Genomic DNA, 19,999 nt, shown 5'->3' with positions numbered 1-19,999 from the left:
GCCTACAACGACGGCTCGCAGTCGATCTCGACCCGCACCCCCCCCAATTCGCGGATTTCACTGCCGCGCACCGGGACGCAGTCATAGGCCAGCGGGGCATTGGCTTCGGGCGGGATACGCCGGCCCGGTGCCCCACAATCCAGAATGCCCAGCGCCTGCGCCTGATCGCCGCGCACTTCAATCACCGGACAGCCCGACACCTGCGCCATCGCCTGCGCGGCCCGCGCCCGGATCGGCCCCAACCGTGGCGCGTACTGGCTGTTGGTGCGAATGGCCTCTGCCAGCTCCCCGCGCACCCGCACGGCAAAGGTCGACCCTTCCACGGTCACGACCGTCGCGGGCAATCCGCGAAAATGCGGCCCGCCGGTGTTGCACGCGGCCAGCCCCGCCACCCCGATCAAAAAGAACACCACACGCACATCCATGCGCCACCAAAAACGCGCCTTCGTTAAGGACAGGTTAACGCGCCCGAGACAAAGGCTGCTTGCTGGGCCGGACATGTGGTCATATAATTTGACCAATTAAAGGATGCCGCCATGCCGTTTCGCCCCGTCAATCCCGAAAAACTCTCCTCGGCGGTCATCCGGCAGATCGAGGAACTGATCCTGCGTGGCATCCTGCGGCCCGGCGAACGGCTGCCGTCCGAACGCGAACTTTCCGAACGTCTCGGGGTTTCGCGGCCGTCCCTGCGCGACGCCATCGCCAGCTTGCAAGACGCGGGCCTTCTGGCCTCACGGGCGGGTGCCGGCGTCTATGTCGCCGATGTGCTGGGTTCGGCGTTTTCGCCCGCACTTATCGCCCTGTTCGCCCGCCACGACGAAGCGGTCATCGACTATCTGTCTTTCCGCCGCGATATGGAAGGGCTCGCTGCAGAGCGTGCCGCGCGTCTGGGCTCCGATACCGATCTCGCGGTCATCAACGCCATCTTCGCCAAGATGGAAACCGCCCACGACACCCAAAGCGCCGAGGACGAAGCCACCCTCGACGCGCAATTCCACATGTCGATCATCGAGGCGAGCCACAATGTCGTCATGCTGCACATGATGCGCTCGATGTTCGATCTGCTGCGCGGCGGGGTGTTCTATAACCGTCAGGTCATGTTCAAACAGCGGACCACCCGCGCCGCCCTGCTGGACCAGCACCGCGCGATTCGCGACGCACTTGTAAACCGCGATGCTACCGCCGCCCGCGCCGCCGTTGAAAGCCACCTGTCCTACGTGGAACGATCGCTCGTCGATCAACAACGCGCCGACCGGCACGAAGACATCGCGCGCCAGCGTCTCGATCACGAAACAGAAAGCTGAGTATCTGTCAGCCATGGATCAGCTGGGCATCGCGCCCGATCTTGATCTGCCGTCGCTCTTTCCGCGCATTGGCGGCATCCGAACGTACATATACAAAAGCGAAAGGCGCCCCCGAAGGCGCGCCTTTAAATGATGTCAGTCGCGATCTGTGTCGCGGTCGGTGTCGGTGTCGGGACCGGGATAGTCAACGGTCGGGGTCAGATCACCGCTCGTGGGGCTGCCGAATGCAAAGGCAGGGGCGCTCAGGCCGGTGACGACGATCAGGGTTGCGGTGGCAAGTTTCAGCATTTTTCATTTCCTTTCCGGTGGGACATCGCTGTGTCCGTTGTCAAGGAAATGGGGTCTGCTCCGCGCTTTGAGAATGGCATTTATCGCGGAGCAGCTATGCAAAAATGCAGCGAACCATTTTGCGCGTCAGGGCGTTCTATCCGTTGGATGCAAAAAGCCCCGGCACAGGACCGGGGCTTTTGTCGTCTTGAACCTTGCAGCGCGGCCTAGTGGAGCTTGGCATCCACGTCGGCAATCGCGGCATCGATCAGCTTGTTGGCCTCCGCTGCGGTCATCTGCTTGGCGATCACATCGCGGGCGGCACCCACGGCAATCATCGCAGCTTGATCGCGCACTTCCTTGACGGCACCGGCTTCGGCAGAAGCAATCTGCTCTTCGGCGGCGGCCAGACGGCGCTCAACGGATTTGGCAAGATCGACACGGGCCTGCTCGGCGGCGGCTGCCGCTTCCTGCTTGGCCGTGGTGACGATACGGTCCGCCTGATCCTTCACTTCCTTCTGCTTGCGCTCGTAAGAGGCCAGCAGCTTCTGCGCGTCTTCACGCAGCTTGCGGGCTTCTTCCAGCTCGGACTTGATGCCGTCGGCACGTTTGTCCAGCATTCCGCCCAGAAGGCCGGGCACCTTGAAATAGTACAGCACCGCGATGAACAGCAGGAACGCCAGCAGCACCACGAAGTCGGTGTTGCCCAGCGAAAAGAACGGACCTTTCGCAGCCAGCGCGGGTGTCGCGCCCAGAAGGGCCAGCGCGGATGTCAGTGTGATACGCATGGGGCTTATCCTTTCATCCGGGCTGTGACGGCCGCGGTGATGGTCTTGGCGTCTGCCGTCCCACCCAATGCGGCCACGATTTCCTTGGCGGTGTCCTTGGCCACAGCCTTGACGCTGTCGACCGCACCGGCGCGGATTTCCGAAATGGCTTTTTCGGACTCGGCGGATTTGGCGGAGATCTCGGCATCTGCCTTCTCGATCGCGATATCCAGATCGGCCTGAATGTCGGCTTTCGCTTCGGCCACGATACGCGCCGCTTCGCTGCGGGCATCGATCAGCGCCTGGTCATAGGCAGCCTCGGCGTCGACAGCTTTGGCCTTGAGATCCTCGGCCGCGGCGATGTCGTTTGTGATGGTCCCCTGACGTTCCGCCAGCACGGCGGCGATCCGGGGCAATGCGATGCGCGACAGGATCAGGAAGATCGCGACCAGCGCCGCAACAAGCCAGAAAATCTGGTTTCCCCACCAGTCGAAACACAGCTGAGGCATCCCGATGGCAGAGCCGTCAGGGCCGACGCATGTGCCTGCCAGTTCGACATCAATTGGTTCAGTTGCCATCATGGCCTCCTGTCAGAACATTTAATCCAATGGGCGATGCGGGGTGGCCCGCACCGCCCAATGCGTAAGGAATAAACGTCAGACGCTTAGACGGCGAACATCAGCAGCAGAGCAACGAGGAACGCGAAGATCCCCAGGGCTTCTGCGAAAGCGATGCCGATGAACAGTGTAGCAGTCTGCGACGCAGCTGCCGAAGGGTTGCGCAGAGCGCCGGCCAGATAGTTGCCGGCCACGTTGCCAACACCGATCGCGGCTGCGCCGGAACCGATTGCTGCCAGACCTGCGCCGATGTGTGCGAGTTCGCCTTCCATGTGAATTCTCCTTACGATTGGAAGTTGAGGGTAGTCTGACGGGCCGCAAAGCCCGCCGGAAAGGGTCGTGTGGTTGTTAGTGGTGCGGATGCAGCGCGTCCTTGAGGTACACGCATGTCAGGATGGTAAAGACGTAGGCCTGGATGAAGGACACGAGGACCTCCAGACCGTACATCGCCGTGATGCCGAGGATCGCGATGGGCGACACCGCCAGCAGGGCGGCAAAACCCGCGAAAACCTTGATCACCGCGTGGCCCGCCATGACGTTGCCCGCCAGACGAATGGAGTGGCTCACGGGGCGCACGAAGTAGGAAATAAGCTCGATCACCGCCAGAATGGGGCGCAGCGCCAGCGGCGCGGAGGACACCCAGAACAGGCTCAGGAACGACGCGCCGTTCTTGACAAAGCCCAGCACGGTCACGGTGATGAAAACCGCAAACGCCAGCACCACGGTGACCGCAAAATGCGACGTGGGCGTAAAGGCGGTGGGGATCAGGCCGAGGAAGTTGGCACAGACGATGAACATGAACAGCGTCATGATATAGGGGAAATACTTGACCCCTTCCTTACCGCAGATGTCCTCGACCATCTTGTAGACAAAACCGTAGGCCAGCTCGGCCACCGACTGCATCCGGCCCGGAACGACCGCGCGCTTGGAGGTGCCGACAACCAGCAGCAGAAACACGACCAGAACGGCAAGGCATGTCCACAGCGCGGCATTGGTAAAGGTAAAGATACCTACCGCGCCGTCACCGAAAAGATCCTTCACGATGAACTGGTCCATCGGGTGAAAGACCAAACCGCCTTCTTCGCCGCCGTTCGCTTCTGTTGCCATCTTCAGGCCCCTTCACTCTCGTCACCCTTGCGGGGTGGTTTTACCTCACCGGCCTCATCGGCCAGCTTTTTATCCTGCATCTCGGTTGCGGATCGCAGCATCGTTTTGACGCCCGCCGCCAGACCCAGCATCGTGAACAGCACCATGAACAGCGGCAGCGTCCCCAGCAGGACATCCAGACCGTATCCCATGCCGAAACCGATCCCCAGACCGGCCACAAGCTCGATCACCATCCGCCAGGCCATCTGGGCCTGGGAATAATGCTCATCCGCCCGGGGCTTGGGCTCTTGCAGCCCTTTTGCGCTGGCGATCCGGGCTTCGAGTGCCTTGAGCTGCTCTTGGCGGTCCTGATCTGTCACACGCATATCCCGATTGGATGTGTTGGCAGGGTGGTACTTGGGCCGCCGCCCCGAGTCAACAGGCCGTGAAGCGCTGCCAAGACACTGAAATCGCTTGATATTAAATCGTACGTCCTGCGGCATTCCGGCCATTTCACGCGCAATCAACGCCGCAGAACCGCATTTGTCTTATTCAACCATCTGGTTGATCTTGGGCGACGGCCTGCGGCCCCGCGGACGCAGATCGCTTTCCCTCCGCCGGACCAGCGACTATGACAAGGGCATGACCCACGCGCTCGACACCACGTTTGCCGCCCTCGCCGATCCGACCCGACGGGCGATCCTGACGATGCTGTTGGAGGATGACATGGCCGTCACCGATGTGGCCGACCCGTTCGACATGTCACTGGCGGCGATCTCGAAACACCTTCAGGTGCTGACACAGGCGGGGCTGATCACGCAGGAAAAACGCGGGCGGGTGAAATGGTGCAAACTGGAACCGGACGCGATGCGGGGCGCGTCTGTCTGGATGCAGGGGTTCGGGCAATTCGAACCGGTGAACCTCGACGCGTTCGAACGTTTTCTGGAAACGGAACTGCGCGACGTCAAAACAAAAGAGGCGTCTGCCGTAACAGACGCCCCTGATTGATTACAAAACGAACTGGACGATGGCCAGAACGATAACAATCAGGCCGACGAGATAAATAATATTGCGCATTTGGGCGCTCCTTTGGTGGTAGTTTCGTTTGAAAGGGTTCGGGCGGCGTTACGCGACGCCGAGCAGTCGAAGTATTACAACCACGACGACAACAAGGCCGACGAGGTAGATGATGGTGCGCATTTTCTGTCCTTTCTAAACGATAATTGCAGTGACAACGCACGAAGCGGACTATTGGTTCCCGGCCTTTTGCACACCGTCGTCCCGCAGCAGCAGCACAAGCGCCAGCACCGTCAGACCGATGCCTGCCGCCACGGGCGCGGGCGGCAACCGCGCACCCAGCACCACCTCCCAGCAAATGACCCACGTGGGCACCAGATAGGTATAGGCCATGACCTTGGCACTGGGCAGGCGCAGGCTGGCAAATTGCAGCAGGACAAAGGTCATCGAACTGGCCGCGATCGCGACATAGAAAATCGTGATCCACACCAGCCCCGGCAGCGCCGTCCAGTCGGTCGCCCACACGTCCCGCGCGCCCACCACCAACAGCAATAGCGATCCCGCAATCAGCGTACCAAAGCTGAAAACCAGCGCGCTTTCCCCCCGGTTCAGCCGCCGCACCAGCGGCGTATAGATCCCGTGGGCCACACATCCGAAGAAAAATATGATCTCCCCCCGCCCCACGTCGAACGCCAAGAGGGCCGCCAGATCGGCGCGGAAAATGACCCAAAGCGCGCCGGCCCCGCCAATCGCCAGTGCCAACGCCATGCGCGGCGTGGTGCGCTGGCGCAGCATGAACCACGCCACGACCCCCGAAATGGCGGGCACCAGCGTAAACACCGCGGCCGAACTGACCGGCGGCGCGGTTTTCAGCCCCTCGAACATCAGCACGAAATAGGTGATGAACAACCCGCCCAGCAGCAGGTACCGCCACGGCGCGCGCAGCGCTGCACGCGGCACCCCGCCCCGCGCCATCACCGCCGCGCCCACCACTGCCGTCGCAATGAAAAACCGCGCCGTGTTCAGCGCCAGTGGTGAAATCTCGTTGGCCACCAGTGATCCCAGAGAAAACGACCCCGCCACCAGCGCCGAAAAGCTCAGCATCGCCAGATGGCCCTGCGCCGATGGCGTCACAGGCCGGTCTCGCTCACATGCGCCTTGAGGAAGGTCAGCAGCGCCTGCACCTTGCTCGTGCGGTGCAGATCGACGTGTGTGACCAGCCACAACTTGCCTTCCCATTCCGCGCGGGGCGCTTCGATCTCGATCAGGTCGGGATTTTCGGCGGCGGCCCTGACCGACAGAAAGCCGATCCCCGCGCCCGCGCGCACTGCATCGTCCAGCACCCTGTTGTCGCGGCTGCGGTACACCACGCAGTCGCGCGGCAAATGCGCCGACATCCATTTGAAATGCGGCGCGCGGCTGTCTACGTCGTCATGCCCGACAAAGCGGTGGTTGACGTAATCCTCGGGCCCTGTCGGTACGCCGTATTGCGCCACATAGGACCGCGCCGCATAAAGACCGACGCGCTGCGCCGCAAAGGCCTGGACCACATTGTCGGGCTGGTCGGGCTGGACGCCCGCGCGCATCGCCACATGGGCCTCGCCGTATTCCAGCCGGAACAACCGGTCGCCCGTCATGTAGCGCACGATGACCTCGGGGTGTTCGCGCTGGAACGCCGCCAGCAGCGGCGCGACATGCGGCGTCATCGACACCAGCGATGTCACCACCAGCTCGCCCGACACATCCGTGCCGCGCCCCTTGATCCGGTTGAGCAGTTGGCCGAACTGGTCCTCGGTGGCCTGTGCGACGCGCAGCAGATCCTCGCCCGCCTCGGTGGCGGTATAGCCGCGGGCGTGGCGCTGGAACAGCTTTACGCCCAACCGCCCCTCCAGCGCGTCGACGTGGCGGATCACGGTGGCATGATGCACGCCCAGCGCATCCGCAGCACCGCTCACCGTCCCCATCCGCGCCACCTGAAAGGCAGTCTTGACCTCGTCCCAGTTTTCCATCGCATCGTCTCTCGCTCAGGCACGAAATAAGCCGTGCATAAATGAACACTCAATGTTCGATCTTAGGGCTATCGTGCGGATTTGCAATCGCTACCTTGGACGTCAAGCAACGCAAGGAACGCATCATGTCCACACTCTACATTACCTCCTCCGCCAACCCCGGCGCCTCGACCTCCGACACGCTGGGCCGTGAAACCGCCGAAAAGCTGGGCGGCCCGGTCGTCGTGCGCGACACCAACAAAGGCCTGATCCCCATCGACCAGTCCTGGATCGCCGCCAATTTCACCCCCGCCGATGACCGCAGCGCGGTGCAGCGCAACCGGCTGGCCCTGTCGGACACACTCATCGCCGAGGTCGAGGCCGCCGACACGCTGGTCATCGCAGCGCCCGTCTATAACTTCGGGGTGCCCTCGACGCTCAAGGCCTGGATCGACCACATCTGCCGCGCCGGCCTGACATTCAAATACACCCCCGACGGGCCCGTGGGGCTGCTGCAGGGCAAACGGGCGATCATCGTGCTGGCCAGCGGCGGCACCAAGGTCGGCTCCGACATCGATTTCGCCTCCGGCTACCTGCGCCACATCATGGGGTTCATCGGCATCACGGATGTTGAAATCATCGCCGCCGACCGGATCATGGCCGAAGGCGATCAGGCCGTCAGCGACGCGCGCGCAAAAATCGCGGCACTCTGATCCCCCGCGGGCGTCCGGCTTGACTCGGACGCCCGCAGCCCGTAAATGCGGCCCAAATTCCCCGGAAGCCGTGCCTTCCGGTCCTGTCTGTTTCAGGATCGCCCCCCGTCAGCGTCATACGCCCACGGGGGCAAAACTGCATGGTTTCGCCGGTTTCACCGGTACGGGGTTTGAGTATTCACGCGGGCCTTCCTAGATTGGGGGCATCCCGCAACCGATGAAAAGGGGCCGCCGCCCATGTTTGAAAATCTCAGCGAACGCCTCTCGGGTGTCTTTGACCGTCTGACCAAACAGGGCGCGCTTTCCGAAGAGGACGTCAAAACCGCCCTGCGCGAGGTCCGCGTGGCCCTGCTCGAGGCGGACGTGTCCCTGCCGGTGGCCCGCGATTTCGTGAAGGCGGTGCAGGATCAGGCCACCGGACAGGCCGTCACCAAATCCATCACGCCGGGCCAGCAGGTCGTCAAGATCGTGCATGACGCGCTCATCGACACGCTCACCGGCGAAGGCGAACCCGGCGCGCTGAAAATCGACAACCCGCCCGCGCCGATCCTGATGGTCGGCCTGCAGGGCGGCGGTAAAACGACCACCACCGCGAAACTGGCGAAACGGCTCAAGGAAAAAGACGGCAAGCGCGTGCTGATGGCCTCGCTTGACGTGAACCGGCCCGCCGCGATGGAACAGCTCGCGATTCTCGGCACGCAGATCGGTGTCGACACATTGCCCATCGTGAAGGGCGAAACGCCTGTCGCCATCGCCAAACGCGCCAAGACGCAGGCGGGTCTGGGCGGCTATGACGTCTACATGCTCGACACCGCGGGCCGCCTGTCCATCGACGAAGAACTGATGGCGCAGGTCGAAGCGGTGCGCGATGTCGCCAACCCGCGCGAAACGCTGCTGGTGGTGGACGGGCTGACGGGTCAGGACGCGGTCAACACCGCGCAGAACTTCGACGACCGCATCGGCATCACCGGCGTGGTGCTGACCCGGATGGACGGCGACGGGCGCGGCGGGGCCGCCCTGTCGATGCGTGCGGTCACCGGCAAGCCGATCAAATACGTGGGCTTGGGCGAAAAGATGGACGCGCTCGAAACATTCGAGCCGGAACGCATCGCGGGCCGTATTCTGGGCATGGGCGACATCGTCGCACTGGTCGAAAAGGCACAGGAAACCATCGAGGCCGAACAGGCCGAAAAGATGATGAAGCGCATGGCCAAGGGTCAGTTCAACATGAACGACCTCAAGATGCAGCTGGAACAGATGATCAAGATGGGCGGCATGCAGGGCATGATGGGCATGATGCCCGGCATGGGCAAAATGGCCAAACAGGTCGAGGATGCGGGTCTTGACGACAAGATCCTCAAACAGCAGATCGCGCTCATCAACTCCATGACCAAAAAGGAACGCGCCAACCCCGCGATCCTTCAGGCCAGCCGCAAGAAGCGCATCGCGCGCGGCGCGGGCATGGAAGTCTCCGACCTCAACAAGCTGATGAAGATGCAGCGCCAGATGTCGGACATGATGAAAAAGATGGGCAAGATGGGCAAAGGCGGCATGCTCAAACAGGCCATGAAGGGCATGATGGGCAAGGGCGGCATGGACCCCGCAGCGATGGCGCAGGGCATGGACCCGAAAGCCCTCGAAGCGGCGGCGAAACAGATTGGCGGCAAACTGCCCGGTCTGGGCGGCGGCGGCATGGCCCTGCCCCCCGGCCTGTCGGGGTTCGGTAAAAAGAAATGATCACCTGCACCGTCAGATACGAAATCGATCCGGCAAAACTGCCCGAGTTCGAGATTTACGCCAAGGCGTGGCTGCATCTTGTGGCCAAGCTGGGCGGCACCCATCACGGCTATCACATGCCGCACGAGGGGCCAAACGACATCGCCTATTGCCACTTCTCCTTCCCGTCGCTGGCCGATTACGAAATCTACCGCGACCGGATGTGGCAGGACCCCGACTGCCTGCGCGCCTACGATCACGCGAAACGCACCAAATGCATCCTGCGCTACGACCGGTCGTTCACCAAACCGCTGCTTGACGGCGTCTCGGTCGAGGAGCTGGGCCTGTGATGACCCCCGCGCCCCGGATCGAAACGGACCGGCTGGTCCTGCGCGGCCCCGTGGCCGACGACGTGGATGGCATCATCGCCTTCTATGCCGATCCCGTGCGCTCTGTCGGATTTGGCGGCGTGATGCCGCGGGATCAGGCGTGGCGCTGGTTTGCCAGCGTCATCGGTCACTGGCACCTGCGCGGCTACGGCTTCTGGACCATCACGCTCAAGGGCTCGGACGCGCCGATCGGCATTTGCGGCATCTGGAACCCCGACGGCTGGCCCGAACCCGAAATCGGCTGGATCGTCTATCCCGACTTCGAAGGCCGCGGCATCGCATTCGAGGCCGCCACCGCCGTGCGCGCGCATGCCTATGACGTGATGGGGTTCACCACCCTGACCAGCAACATCGTGCCGGGCAACACGCGCTCGGTCGCGCTGGCCGAACGTCTGGGCGCCACGCTGGAGCGGACCTACGACAACATCAACATGGGCACCGAAATGCTGTACCGGCATCCCGGTCCCGCGGAGCTCGCGCAATGACCCGGCTCCGTTTGCTTGCACACCGCGCCGGTGTACGCCCTGTGTACAGGCTGTGCACATCGTGTGACACCCGCCAGACACCCCTACGGAGGCCCCGATGACCGATCCCGTAACACGCGCCGCCGAAGTGCTGGCCGACCACCGCGCCTCCATCGACCGGCTCGACGCCATCCTCGTCTATACGCTGGGCGAGCGGTTCAAACATACGCAGGCAGTGGGGAAACTCAAAGCCAGCCACGACCTTCCCCCGTCCGATCCAACCCGCGAAGCGGACCAGATCGCACGGCTCGAAGATTTGGCAAACCAGGCGGATCTCGATCCGGAATTTGCCAAGAAGTTTCTCAACTTCATCATCGCTGAAGTCATTCAGCACCACAAACAACACACCGATAAAAGCTAAGGAAACCAATATCATGGCTATGAAAATTCGTCTCGCCCGCGGTGGCTCCAAGAAACGCCCCTTCTACCGTATCGTTGCTGCCGACAGCCGCATGCCACGCGACGGTCGCTTCATCGAAAAGCTGGGCACCTATTCGCCCCTGCTGCCCAAAGACAGCGAAGAGCGCGTGAAAATGGACATGGAGCGCATCCAGTACTGGCTCGACCACGGCGCCCAGCCCACCGACCGTATCCAGCGGATGCTGGAAGCTGCCGGCGTGCGTGAGAAGACCGAGCGCAACAACCCCAACAAAGGCACACCGGGCAAGAAAGCCCAGGACCGCGCCCAGGAGAAGGCTGACAAGGCCGCCGCCGCGGCCGAAGCCGCCAACGCGCCCGCCGAAGAGCCCGCAGCGGCAGAAGAATAAGGCGGATCAGCCCGGCATGCATGAGTTTTCGGACGATTTTCGTGCCGGTCTGACCGACCTGATGAAGTGGCGCCGCGACGTGCGCCACTTCAAGACAGACCCTGTGGACGAGGCGCTCATCGACGCGTGCCTCGCCACGCTTTCGCTGGCCCCCTCCGTCGGCCTGTCGGAGCCCTGGCGCGTGATCCGCGTCCGCTCGGACACCGCCCGTGCCGCCGCACTCGACAACTTCCAGACCGCCAATGACGCCGCGCTGGCCGGTTACGCCGGCGATACGGCCAAGCTCTATGCCTCGCTGAAACTCAGCGGCATGCGTGAAGCGCCCGAGCAGCTGGCGATCTTTTGCGACGATACCACCGACAAGGGCGCCGGACTGGGCGCCGGCACCATGCCCGAGATGCGCCGCTACTCGGTCGTGGGTGCGGTGACCCTGATGTGGCTGCACGCGCGGACGCACGGGCTTGGTATCGGGTGGGTCTCCGTGCTCGAACCCGCCCGCCTTGCACGCGATCTGGATGTGCCCGACGGCTGGACACTGGTGGCTTACCTTTGCCTTGGCTGGCCCAAGGATGTATCCCTGACACCAGAGCTTGAAACCAAGGGCTGGGAGCGCCGCGCGCCCGCCCTGCACATCGAGGACCGCTGATGTTCCGCCTGCTAAAATTCCTGACCGTGCTGATGCTTGGCGCGGTGCTGGGCTTTCATCTCAACGGCCTGTTGATGCGCAGCGAATGCGCCGCGGGCGAGGGCCAGTGGACCGGCACGATCTGCGTTGATTCGGAGTTGCTGCAATGAGTGATGAAGCCGTCTGTGTGGGCGTTATATCCGGGTCCTACGGGGTCAAGGGAGAGCTGCGGATCAAGAGTTTTTGCGCCACGCCCGAAGACATCGAAACCTATAGCCCGCTCAGCGATGAAAGCGGCACGCGCCAGTTCAGCCTTGCGCTGATCCGGCCGATCAAAAACGGGTTTTCGGCCCGCATCGCGGATGTCGCCACCAAGGAAGACGCAGACGCGCTGCGCGGTGTGCAGCTTTTCGCCCACCGTGATCAGCTGCCGTCGCTGCCCGACGATGAGTTCTACCACGCCGATCTGATCGGCCTCGATGTTTTCGACACCGGCGGCGTGCAGCTGGGGCGGGTCAAGACGGTGCAGAACCACGGCGCCGACGATCTGCTGGAACTGCAGCTGAGCGGAACCTCCACAACCACGTTCCTGCCGTTCACCAAAGCAGCTGTGCCCACGGTCGATCTGGCTGCCGGACGCCTGATCGCCGATCCGCCCGACGGAATATTGCCGCAGGCCAAGGACTGACGTGCGCCGCATCCTCATCCATCCGGGATTTCACCACACGGGCGCCAGCCGCCTGCAAAAGACCCTGCGCGCCAACCGCGCGGCGCTTGCACCGCATGTCCACATGTTGTTTCGCCCCGGCATGGCCGCGCTGTGCACATCCGCACGCGCCTACAGCGTCAGCCGCAGCGATCTGGACCTCGGAATGGTCAAATTCGAGGCCGCGTCCCTTGCGCAAAGCCTGAGCGAGGTTCGCGCGCCGACCATTATCCTGTCCGCCGAAGCGCTGTCGGGCCGGTTGCCGGGCCGCAAGGGGCTGCGCGGCTACACGGCGGCACCAAAGCTCGCGCAGGCAATCGCGCTGGCCTTCGAAGCGGCGGTACCGGACGACGAAATCATCCTGTTCTACACGATACGGGATGCGGACGGCTGGCTGCACCGGTCCTACCGCCAGCATTTGCGCACCGCGCGCATGGTGCTGGACCGGGACGATTACGTGTCGCGCTTTGCCGGGTCTGCCGATCTGTCCGCCGCCGTGGACACCGTGGCCGAAGCAGTGCCCCACCTGTCGGTTCTGCGCGCCGATGCAGCGGCTGAAAACACACGCCCGTTAGGCACTCTTGATCTGCTGCTGGATTGCGTTGGGGTGCCGGATGCCCGGCGCAAGGGGCTCGCCCCGCCGCCCGATGCAGACGCCGATCCCGATCCCGCGCTGGATGCCGCCCTGCTGGAGCTGAACCGCGGCGATATGCAGGGCACCGATTTGCGCGATGCCAAACGCGCGTTGATCGCAAGGGCCGCCTGATGCCCCGCCGTATCGTCATCCACGCAGGGTTTCACAAAACCGGCACATCCTCGGTGCAGTCGGTGCTGCGGGCCAACCGGAAGCTGTTGATGCCTGCGCTGGCCATCCGCCTCAAGGGCCAGATGACCGATCTGATGCACGCCACGCGGGGCTACTCGACCTACGGCACCCCCGACGCATTGGATAAAGTGCAGCGCCGCTTCGATGCGCTGCTCGCCGGTCTGCCGGGCATGCCGCGGCGCACGCTGTTGTTGTCGGCCGAAGAGCTGTCGGGCCATTTGCCAGGGCGCGGCCCGCTGGCCGACTACAGCGCGGCACCGGTTCTGATGTACCTTTACTGGGACCGTGCGCGCGCGGCCTTCCCCCAGGCCGAGATTGTCTTTTGCTTTGGGACGCGCCAACCGGATCACTGGATCAGATCGGCCTGGGCCGAGCATGTCACCGCCTCCTCGCTGACGCTCGACTTTGCGGCGTTTGCCGCGCAGTACCCCGGTGCATCCGACCTCGATGGCGTGATCGACGATATTGCCGCACGGGTACCCGCCCGCGTCGAACGCTTCGCGCTCGAAGACCACGCGGATGGGCCGCTGGGCCCCGCCGATCCGGTGCTGGATCTATGCGATATGCCCACCGATCTGCGCGCCCGCATGGAACCGCAGCCGCCGCAGAACCGCCGCGCCGACGATGCGACGCTGGCGGCCCTTTTGCAGGCCAACCGGACCCATACCGACAAAGCGGCCCGCAAGGCCGCCAAACACGCCATTCTTACATCGGGACAGACCACATGAGCGCCGCAAACCGTTCCCACGGCAAACAACGGGTGCGCCCGACCCTGCAGCCGCGCGAATTGATGCGCGAAACGCCTGATTATGCCGGTGTCTGGCAGGCCCACATCATCACCCTGTTTCCCGAGCTTTTTCCCGGTGCTCTGGGTGCCAGCCTGACCGGCAAGGCGCTTCAGGACGGGCGCTGGCAGTTGCACCCGCATGACCTGCGCCGCCACGGGCTGACACGGCACCGCAATGTCGATGACACCCCCGCGGGCGGCGGCGCGGGTATGGTCCTGCGCGCCGATGTGGTGGGACCCGCCATCGATGCGGTCCAGCGTCAGACCACAGGCCGCTGGCCAATACTCTACATGAGCCCGCGGGGCCGCCGCTTTGACCAGGCGATGGCGCGCGACCTGGCCACCTGTGACGGTGTGACCATGCTGTGCGGGCGGTTCGAGGGCGTCGACGAGCGGGTTATCGAGCATTACGACATCACCGAGGTGTCGTTGGGGGATTTCGTGATGACGGGCGGTGAACTTGCCGCGCAGGCGATGATCGATGCGACCGTACGCTTGCTGCCGGGCGTGCTCGGCAACGCCGAAAGCACCGTTGAGGAAAGCCATTCCGCCGGCCTGCTGGAGCATCCGCAGTACACCAAACCCGCCGAGTGGCAGGGCCGCGCCATTCCGCCGGTGCTGTTGTCGGGCAACCACGCCGAGATCGAGAAGTGGCGCCACGCGCAGGCACAGGCCCTGACGCGGGACCGGCGCCCCGACATGTGGGAAAAATACAGCAAGTAGCGGCGCACCGCGGCCCCTTGATCCGGCCCGCAATCCCCCCTATACCGCGCGCAACCGGAGCGCTATGCGATTCCGGTTGTTGGCGCGTGGCGTCGACAGACCTAAGAAATGACGATGCTACCTTCGATGGGCCACCGCGGTAGGCCCGACAGAACAGACCGAAGCTCTGGGATCATGACAAACATCTTCGTGGCATACCACGAGCATCAAAGGAGAAGATCAGATGGACCTGATCGCACAAATCGAGGCGGAACAAGTCGCCGAACTGGGAAATGAAATCCCCGACTTCCGCGCAGGCGACACCATTCGTGTCGGCTTCCGCGTGACCGAAGGCACACGCACCCGTGTGCAGAACTACGAAGGCGTTTGCATCAGCCGCAAGAACGGCAAGGGCATTGCCGGTTCCTTCACGGTTCGCAAGATTTCGGTTGGCGAAGGCGTGGAGCGTGTATTCCCCCTGCATTCGACAAACATCGACAGCATCACCGTGGTCCGCCGCGGCCGTGTGCGTCGTGCCAAACTGTACTACCTGCGCTCGCGTCGCGGTAAATCGGCACGTATCACCGAAAACGCCAACTACAAGCCACTCAAAGCGTAAGGGTCAGATTGATGAAAGCCGATACACATCCCGAATACCACGTCATCAACGTCAAAATGACCGATGGCACAGTGGTGCAAATGAAATCGACATGGGGCGCCGAAGGCGACCAGCTGTCGCTCGACATCGATCCTTCCGTGCACCCCGCATGGACCGGCGGCTCCAGCCGTCTGATGGACACCGGTGGCCGCGTGTCCAAGTTCAAGAACAAATACGCAGGTCTGGGCTTCTGATCCCGCACCCTGCCATGTGTTTTTCAAAGGCGCAGCCCCCGTGGCTGCGCCTTTTTCGTTTGGGCACGGGGCAGCCGTGACCGACACTCTGCGACACACAATCGAGACGTGCGAACGAGCGGTCTGGGAGGCGCTTGTCGCGGGGGACCCCGCCGCCGATGCCGCCGCGCTGCACGACAGTTTTCTGGGTGTATATCCCGACGGTTTTGCGGGCAAGGACGCACATGTGAGCCAACTGCACGATGGCCCCGGTGTCGACCACTACACGCTCACGGACATCCGCGTGCGGGCGATGGGCGCTGATTACGCGCTTATCAGCTACCGCGCCACCTATCGCCGCCGGGGCCGTGAGGCGGAGGAGACGATGTTTGTCAGCTCCATCTGGCAGCGATACCCGCAGGGATGGCGCAACATCTTCAGCCAGGACACGCCCGCGCATTAGCGCAGCAATCCTTCAAGCAACGGATGCGGAAAGCTGCGCGGAACGGTCACCGCATAAAATGTCTCTGTCAGGTCCAGATCGAAAGGTGCGGTGACCAGCCGCCCACTCGCGATTTCATCGGCCAGCACCACATCGGGTGCCAGCGCCAGACCTGCATCATCGCGGGCCAGCAACCGCACCATCGCCATATCATCCACTTCGGCGGCGATGCGCGGCGTCACGTCCAGACGCGCCATCAACCCGTCAAACCCGGTTCTGATCGACCCCGTCGGCAGGATCAGCGGCTCGGCCCGCAACAGATCGCGCAGGGTCTTGTGCCGCAACCGTGCGGGGGGGCCATGCAGGGCCACCCTCTGTGCCGCGATGCGGTGGGTCCTGAACTCCCCCGCCACCGCGGTGCCCGGCGCTTCGGTGGTCAGCACAACGTCGAGCCCCAACGCCCGCAAGCTGCCCAGCAGATCATCCGCACCGCCCGACCGCAAAATGATTTCCGTATCCCCGCCCGCCAATACGGGCCGCAGAAACTGGATCTGGAAGTTGCGCGAGAGTGTGGACAGCGCACCCACCCTGAGCGGCGGCACGTGGGTTGCGGTCTGCGCCAGCGTCGCCTCGAGCTCTGCCCCCGTCGCAAAAATACGGTCCGCATGATCGAGCGCGATGCGCCCCACCTCGGTCAGTTGCAACTGACGTCCGACGCGGTCGAACAACGGCTGGCCCAGCCGCGCCTCAAGCGCCTTGATCTGGGTCGAGAGCGCCGATTGCGACAGGTTCAGTTTTTCCGCAGCGCGAGTCAGATTGCCTTCGTGCGCGACAGCGCGGAAGTACCGCAAATGATGGTAATTCAACATGACAGCCCCTTTCGTTCACATAAATAGAACGAAAATACCCAAAAGTTATATTTTTCTTCATATCGCCGCTGCGCCATATCCATCGAAACCCCACCGATCAGGAGCCCGATCATGGATATACTCGCAGACATCGCCACCACAGTGCTCAGCCAGCTGCAAAAGCCGACGCTGGCCTTTCTTCTGGGCGGCATGATGCTCGCCGCTCTGGGCAGCAAGCTGGAAGTGCCGACACCGGTCTATAAATTCGTGGTGCTTTTGTTGCTGCTGAAGGTTGGGCTGGGCGCGGGCATTTCGATCCGCGAAGCCGATCTCGTCTCGCTCGCAGTGCCCGCAGCGGCGGCGGCGCTCACCGGTATCGCAATCGTGCTTTTAGGGTCACGCAGCCTGGCGCGGCTGCGGGGCGTGTCCCCGATGGACGGGATGGCCACGGTGGGTCTGTTCGGCGCGGTCTCTGCCTCGACGCTCGCGGCCGCAATGGCCATGCTGGATGCGGACGGCATCGCCTACGAAGGGTTCATCGGGGCGCTCTATCCCTTCATGGATATCGCGGCGCTCGTCACGGCGATCCTGATGGCCAAGATGGCACAGGCGCGGTCGCGCAACGTGATCCCGCAGAATGGCGCCGCGACCATGGCCTTGGGGGGAACCGGCAGCGCCGACAACGATGGCCCCTCCGAGAACCGGACCCTTGTGCGGGGGATCCTGACGGACACGCTGCAAAGCGGTGCCATCTCGGCCTTACTGCTGGGCATCGCGATCGGCGTGCTGGGCCGTCCCGAAGCGGTGTATGCCAGCTTCTACGAGCCGCTGTTCCGGGGGTTGTTGTCGATCCTGATGCTGGTGATGGGCATGGAAGCATGGTCGCGGCTGTCGGAGCTGCGCAAGGTCGCCCACGCCTACGTGCTCTATGGTCTGAGCGCACCGCTGGTGCACGGGGCAATCGGGTTTGGTCTGGGCATGATCGCCCATCAGCTCACCGGATTTTCGGCAGGCGGCATTGTTCTGCTGGCGGTGATGGCGGCCTCAAGTTCGGACATTTCCGGCCCGCCTACAATGCGCGGCGCGCTGCCCGAAGCAAATCCGTCGGCCTATGTGGGCGCCTCGACCGGTCTGGGCACTCCCGTCGCGATCCTGAGCATTCCGCTGTGGATTTGGCTCGCGGACCTGTTTATCGGCCTGTGAACTGACCCAAGAGCGCCCCGATCCACCGGATTCGGGGCGTTCGCCGCTTCCCAAAGGCCCAAACCCCACATATAGTGTCCTACAACAATATCCTGCGCAAAGGCAGGAATGGCAAAGGGACCACGGGCATGGCGCATATCATCGTCGTTGGAAACGAAAAGGGCGGAGCGGGCAAATCAACCGTTTCGATGCATCTGGCCACCGCACTGGCGCGCATGGGGCACAAGGTCAGCGCCCTGGATCTGGATCTGCGTCAACGCACCTTCGGGCGCTACACCGACAACCGGGCGAAATTTCTGGCCGAGAGCGGTCTGGACCTGCCCAGCCCCAAATGCCACGAACTGCCGGAAATTGACGCCTCTGCGCTCAAGCCCGGTGAAAACGTCTATGACCACCGCCTGTCCGCCGCTGTGGCAGAGCTGGAGCCGAACAACGATTTCATCCTGATCGACTGCCCCGGATCGCACACGCGGCTGAGCCAGGTCGCCCACAGTCTGGCCGACACGCTTGTCACACCGCTGAACGACAGCTTCATCGATTTCGATCTGCTGGCCCACACCGACGCCAGCGGCGAAAAGATCACCGGCCCGTCCGTCTATTCCGAAATGGTCTGGAACGCGCGGCAGTTGCGCGCGCAGGCCGGCTTGCCGCCCATCGACTGGGTCGTGGTGCGCAACCGCATGGGCGCACAACGCATGGTCAACAAGGAAAAGATGGAGCGCGCGGTCCAGAACCTATCCAAACGGATCGGGTTCCGCATTGCACCGGGCTTCAACGAACGGGTCATTTTCCGCGAGCTGTTTCCCCGCGGGCTGACCCTGCTTGATCTCAAGGATATCGGGGTCAAACAGCTCAACATCTCGAACATCGCGGCCCGTCAGGAACTGCGCGATCTGGTCAAGGCGCTCAACCTGCCGGGTGTTTCCGCCGATTTCTGAGCAACACCCAAAGGTTTGACGCAAACAGCGCGGCCAGAACGACCGTGCCGCCGATCAGCGTCCAGCGGCCCGGGTCTTCGCCCAGCATCGCCCACACCAGAAGCGGCGCGAAAACGCTCTCGCCCAGCACCAGCAAGGACACTTCGGCGCTGGTGATGAACCGCGGCCCCAGCGCCAGAAAAATCGAACTCAGCATGATGAAACCGGCATGCAGGCCAAGCACGGGCACCGCATCGACTGCCACGGCGAACGGTGTGGCAAACGGCAGGATCAGCAGCGCCATCGCCACATGCCCCATCGGGACAGCCGCCACCATCGACACGTGTTTTGCGTGGCGTGCCGCGGTCAATGCGCCGGCAAAAATCGCCGACACGCCCAACGCCAGCATATCGCCGCGCCATGACGCGCCTTCGGTTTCGCCTGATCCGTAGGCGATGATGGCCAACCCCGCAAACACCGCCACCGTCGTCAGCAGCATCCGCGGGCTGATCCGCTCGGCCAGAAAGACACGGCTGAAGAGCATCGCGAACACCGGCATCGACGCGATGATGAATACCACGTTGGCCACGGATGTGTTCTCGACCGCCAACACGAACAAGAGACCGCTGAGGCCCACCCCCGCACCATAGATGACCCCGGCCCAACCGCTGCCCAGCACGGCGCGAAACGGGGCCGTTCCTTGCCAGATCAGCAATCCAACCGCGATCAGCAGACCGGAATTGAGCAACCGCCAGAACGCGATTGTAAGCGGTGGCGCATCTATCAGCCGCACGAACAGGCTGTCTGGCACAACGAAAAGCACCCCCAGCGCTGTCAGCAGCAAACCCTTGATTTGATCATTCATCCGCAACAGGTGCCTGTTTTGCCATCCCCGCACAAGTCCCTGCGCGATGGACGCCCCGCGCCCGCGGCCTAGCTGTGAGGCGACACGATGAA

At 63.2% G+C, this 19,999-nt stretch carries 30 protein-coding genes; 19 read left to right on the top strand and 11 right to left on the bottom strand.

The window, feature by feature from the left end; genetic code table 11:
* Positions 1–2 precede the first annotated feature (2 nt).
* Positions 3–410 carry a hypothetical protein gene (locus K3756_RS02440; RefSeq protein ID WP_259990547.1) on the bottom strand — a complete coding sequence of 136 codons (408 nt, stop codon included), beginning with the start codon at positions 408–410 and terminating at the stop codon, positions 3–5.
* 126 nt (positions 411–536) lie between these two features.
* On the opposite strand from K3756_RS02440, the gene K3756_RS02435 reads away from it, so the two are divergent.
* A complete protein-coding gene (locus K3756_RS02435; protein WP_259990544.1) occupies positions 537–1,304 on the top strand; it encodes a FadR/GntR family transcriptional regulator in 768 nt (255 codons plus the stop codon).
* Positions 1,305–1,439: 135 nt separating this feature from the next.
* On the opposite strand, the gene K3756_RS02430 is transcribed toward K3756_RS02435, so the two are convergent.
* The 6 genes from K3756_RS02430 to K3756_RS02405 form a co-directional block, all read right to left on the bottom strand.
* A complete protein-coding gene (locus tag K3756_RS02430) occupies positions 1,440–1,592 on the bottom strand; it encodes a hypothetical protein (RefSeq protein WP_259990542.1) in 153 nt (50 codons plus the stop codon).
* Positions 1,593–1,798: 206 nt separating this feature from the next.
* The gene (locus tag K3756_RS02425) at positions 1,799–2,359 is read right to left on the bottom strand and encodes a F0F1 ATP synthase subunit B (protein WP_259990540.1); all 561 of its coding nucleotides are present in this window, start codon (positions 2,357–2,359) and stop codon (positions 1,799–1,801) included.
* A gap of 5 nt (positions 2,360–2,364) precedes the next feature.
* A complete protein-coding gene (locus tag K3756_RS02420; RefSeq protein WP_259990538.1) occupies positions 2,365–2,916 on the bottom strand; it encodes a F0F1 ATP synthase subunit B' in 552 nt (183 codons plus the stop codon).
* A gap of 86 nt (positions 2,917–3,002) precedes the next feature.
* A complete protein-coding gene (locus K3756_RS02415; RefSeq protein ID WP_011567586.1) occupies positions 3,003–3,227 on the bottom strand; it encodes a F0F1 ATP synthase subunit C in 225 nt (74 codons plus the stop codon).
* A gap of 76 nt (positions 3,228–3,303) precedes the next feature.
* Positions 3,304–4,062, bottom strand: a complete 759-nt coding sequence (locus K3756_RS02410; protein ID WP_259990529.1) for a F0F1 ATP synthase subunit A — start codon at positions 4,060–4,062, stop codon at positions 3,304–3,306.
* 2 nt (positions 4,063–4,064) lie between these two features.
* Positions 4,065–4,421, bottom strand: coding sequence for an AtpZ/AtpI family protein (locus K3756_RS02405; RefSeq protein WP_259990527.1), 357 nt, complete (start codon positions 4,419–4,421; stop codon positions 4,065–4,067).
* 262 nt (positions 4,422–4,683) lie between these two features.
* Between K3756_RS02405 and K3756_RS02400 the strand changes: the two genes are divergently transcribed.
* Complete coding sequence (locus K3756_RS02400) at positions 4,684–5,049, top strand: helix-turn-helix transcriptional regulator (protein ID WP_259990525.1); 366 nt, start codon at positions 4,684–4,686, stop codon at positions 5,047–5,049.
* Positions 5,050–5,289: 240 nt separating this feature from the next.
* Here the strand turns inward: K3756_RS02400 and K3756_RS02395 are convergent, their stop codons facing one another.
* Complete coding sequence (locus K3756_RS02395; protein WP_259990523.1) at positions 5,290–6,192, bottom strand: DMT family transporter; 903 nt, start codon at positions 6,190–6,192, stop codon at positions 5,290–5,292.
* Positions 6,189–7,067, bottom strand: a complete 879-nt coding sequence (locus tag K3756_RS02390) for a LysR family transcriptional regulator (protein WP_259990520.1) — start codon at positions 7,065–7,067, stop codon at positions 6,189–6,191. The genes K3756_RS02395 and K3756_RS02390 overlap by 4 nt, the downstream gene beginning before the upstream one ends.
* A gap of 125 nt (positions 7,068–7,192) precedes the next feature.
* Here K3756_RS02390 and K3756_RS02385 point away from each other — a divergent pair, with 125 nt between their 5' ends.
* The 15 genes from K3756_RS02385 (at position 7,193) to K3756_RS02315 (ending at position 16,095) form a co-directional block, all read left to right on the top strand.
* Positions 7,193–7,759 (top strand): FMN-dependent NADH-azoreductase, encoded by a 567-nt coding sequence (locus K3756_RS02385; RefSeq protein WP_259990518.1) that lies wholly within the window; start codon positions 7,193–7,195, stop codon positions 7,757–7,759.
* Between the two features lie 237 nt (positions 7,760–7,996).
* Complete coding sequence (ffh, locus tag K3756_RS02380) at positions 7,997–9,496, top strand: signal recognition particle protein (RefSeq protein ID WP_259990515.1); 1,500 nt, start codon at positions 7,997–7,999, stop codon at positions 9,494–9,496.
* Positions 9,493–9,825 carry an NIPSNAP family protein gene (locus tag K3756_RS02375; protein WP_259990513.1) on the top strand — a complete coding sequence of 111 codons (333 nt, stop codon included), beginning with the start codon at positions 9,493–9,495 and terminating at the stop codon, positions 9,823–9,825. Before ffh ends, K3756_RS02375 begins: the two co-directional genes overlap by 4 nt.
* Complete coding sequence (locus tag K3756_RS02370; RefSeq protein WP_259990511.1) at positions 9,825–10,349, top strand: GNAT family N-acetyltransferase; 525 nt, start codon at positions 9,825–9,827, stop codon at positions 10,347–10,349. Before K3756_RS02375 ends, K3756_RS02370 begins: the two co-directional genes overlap by 1 nt.
* Before the next feature lie 97 nt (positions 10,350–10,446).
* On the top strand, positions 10,447–10,749 hold the full coding sequence (locus tag K3756_RS02365) for a chorismate mutase (protein ID WP_259990508.1): 303 nt from the start codon (positions 10,447–10,449) through the stop codon (positions 10,747–10,749).
* Between the two features lie 13 nt (positions 10,750–10,762).
* On the top strand, positions 10,763–11,155 hold the full coding sequence (gene rpsP, locus K3756_RS02360; protein ID WP_259990506.1) for a 30S ribosomal protein S16: 393 nt from the start codon (positions 10,763–10,765) through the stop codon (positions 11,153–11,155).
* Positions 11,156–11,171: 16 nt separating this feature from the next.
* Positions 11,172–11,801: a 5,6-dimethylbenzimidazole synthase gene (gene bluB, locus K3756_RS02355; protein WP_259990504.1), complete on the top strand. Its 630-nt coding sequence runs from the start codon at positions 11,172–11,174 to the stop codon at positions 11,799–11,801.
* On the top strand, positions 11,801–11,950 hold the full coding sequence (locus K3756_RS02350; protein ID WP_259990502.1) for a hypothetical protein: 150 nt from the start codon (positions 11,801–11,803) through the stop codon (positions 11,948–11,950). The genes bluB and K3756_RS02350 overlap by 1 nt, the downstream gene beginning before the upstream one ends.
* Positions 11,947–12,468: a ribosome maturation factor RimM gene (gene rimM / locus K3756_RS02345; RefSeq protein ID WP_259990500.1), complete on the top strand. Its 522-nt coding sequence runs from the start codon at positions 11,947–11,949 to the stop codon at positions 12,466–12,468. Before K3756_RS02350 ends, rimM begins: the two co-directional genes overlap by 4 nt.
* Position 12,469: 1 nt before the next feature.
* A complete protein-coding gene (locus K3756_RS02340) occupies positions 12,470–13,252 on the top strand; it encodes a hypothetical protein (protein WP_259990498.1) in 783 nt (260 codons plus the stop codon).
* On the top strand, positions 13,252–14,040 hold the full coding sequence (locus K3756_RS02335; protein ID WP_259990495.1) for a hypothetical protein: 789 nt from the start codon (positions 13,252–13,254) through the stop codon (positions 14,038–14,040). The genes K3756_RS02340 and K3756_RS02335 overlap by 1 nt, the downstream gene beginning before the upstream one ends.
* A complete protein-coding gene (trmD, locus tag K3756_RS02330) occupies positions 14,037–14,822 on the top strand; it encodes a tRNA (guanosine(37)-N1)-methyltransferase TrmD (RefSeq protein ID WP_259990493.1) in 786 nt (261 codons plus the stop codon). The genes K3756_RS02335 and trmD overlap by 4 nt, the downstream gene beginning before the upstream one ends.
* 223 nt (positions 14,823–15,045) lie before the next feature.
* On the top strand, positions 15,046–15,420 hold the full coding sequence (gene rplS, locus K3756_RS02325) for a 50S ribosomal protein L19 (protein ID WP_259990491.1): 375 nt from the start codon (positions 15,046–15,048) through the stop codon (positions 15,418–15,420).
* Between the two features lie 11 nt (positions 15,421–15,431).
* Entirely contained in the window at positions 15,432–15,653 is a 222-nt protein-coding gene (gene rpmE / locus K3756_RS02320; RefSeq protein ID WP_259990489.1) for a 50S ribosomal protein L31, read from the top strand.
* A 76-nt stretch (positions 15,654–15,729) separates the two neighbouring features.
* Positions 15,730–16,095 carry a nuclear transport factor 2 family protein gene (locus K3756_RS02315; protein WP_259990487.1) on the top strand — a complete coding sequence of 122 codons (366 nt, stop codon included), beginning with the start codon at positions 15,730–15,732 and terminating at the stop codon, positions 16,093–16,095.
* On the opposite strand, the gene K3756_RS02310 is transcribed toward K3756_RS02315, so the two are convergent.
* Entirely contained in the window at positions 16,092–16,943 is an 852-nt protein-coding gene (locus K3756_RS02310; protein WP_259990485.1) for a LysR family transcriptional regulator, read from the bottom strand. The genes K3756_RS02315 and K3756_RS02310 overlap by 4 nt on opposite strands.
* A 111-nt stretch (positions 16,944–17,054) precedes the next feature.
* On the opposite strand from K3756_RS02310, the gene K3756_RS02305 reads away from it, so the two are divergent.
* Together K3756_RS02305 and K3756_RS02300 are read left to right on the top strand one after the other, a co-directional pair.
* A complete protein-coding gene (locus tag K3756_RS02305; RefSeq protein WP_259990484.1) occupies positions 17,055–18,125 on the top strand; it encodes a sodium-dependent bicarbonate transport family permease in 1,071 nt (356 codons plus the stop codon).
* A gap of 128 nt (positions 18,126–18,253) precedes the next feature.
* Positions 18,254–19,063, top strand: coding sequence for a division plane positioning ATPase MipZ (locus K3756_RS02300; RefSeq protein WP_259990483.1), 810 nt, complete (start codon positions 18,254–18,256; stop codon positions 19,061–19,063).
* Here the strand turns inward: K3756_RS02300 and K3756_RS02295 are convergent.
* Positions 19,032–19,907 (bottom strand): DMT family transporter, encoded by an 876-nt coding sequence (locus K3756_RS02295; RefSeq protein WP_259990482.1) that lies wholly within the window; start codon positions 19,905–19,907, stop codon positions 19,032–19,034. The two genes, K3756_RS02300 and K3756_RS02295, sit on opposite strands and share 32 nt — an antisense overlap.
* Positions 19,908–19,999: the final 92 nt, after the last annotated feature.

The sequence above is a fragment of the Sulfitobacter sp. S190 genome (assembly GCF_025141935.1).
In the GTDB taxonomy this organism is placed as follows: domain Bacteria; phylum Pseudomonadota; class Alphaproteobacteria; order Rhodobacterales; family Rhodobacteraceae; genus Sulfitobacter.
Note: the sequence above shows the minus strand (reverse complement) of the source record. Positions and strands in the feature narration are given on the sequence as shown.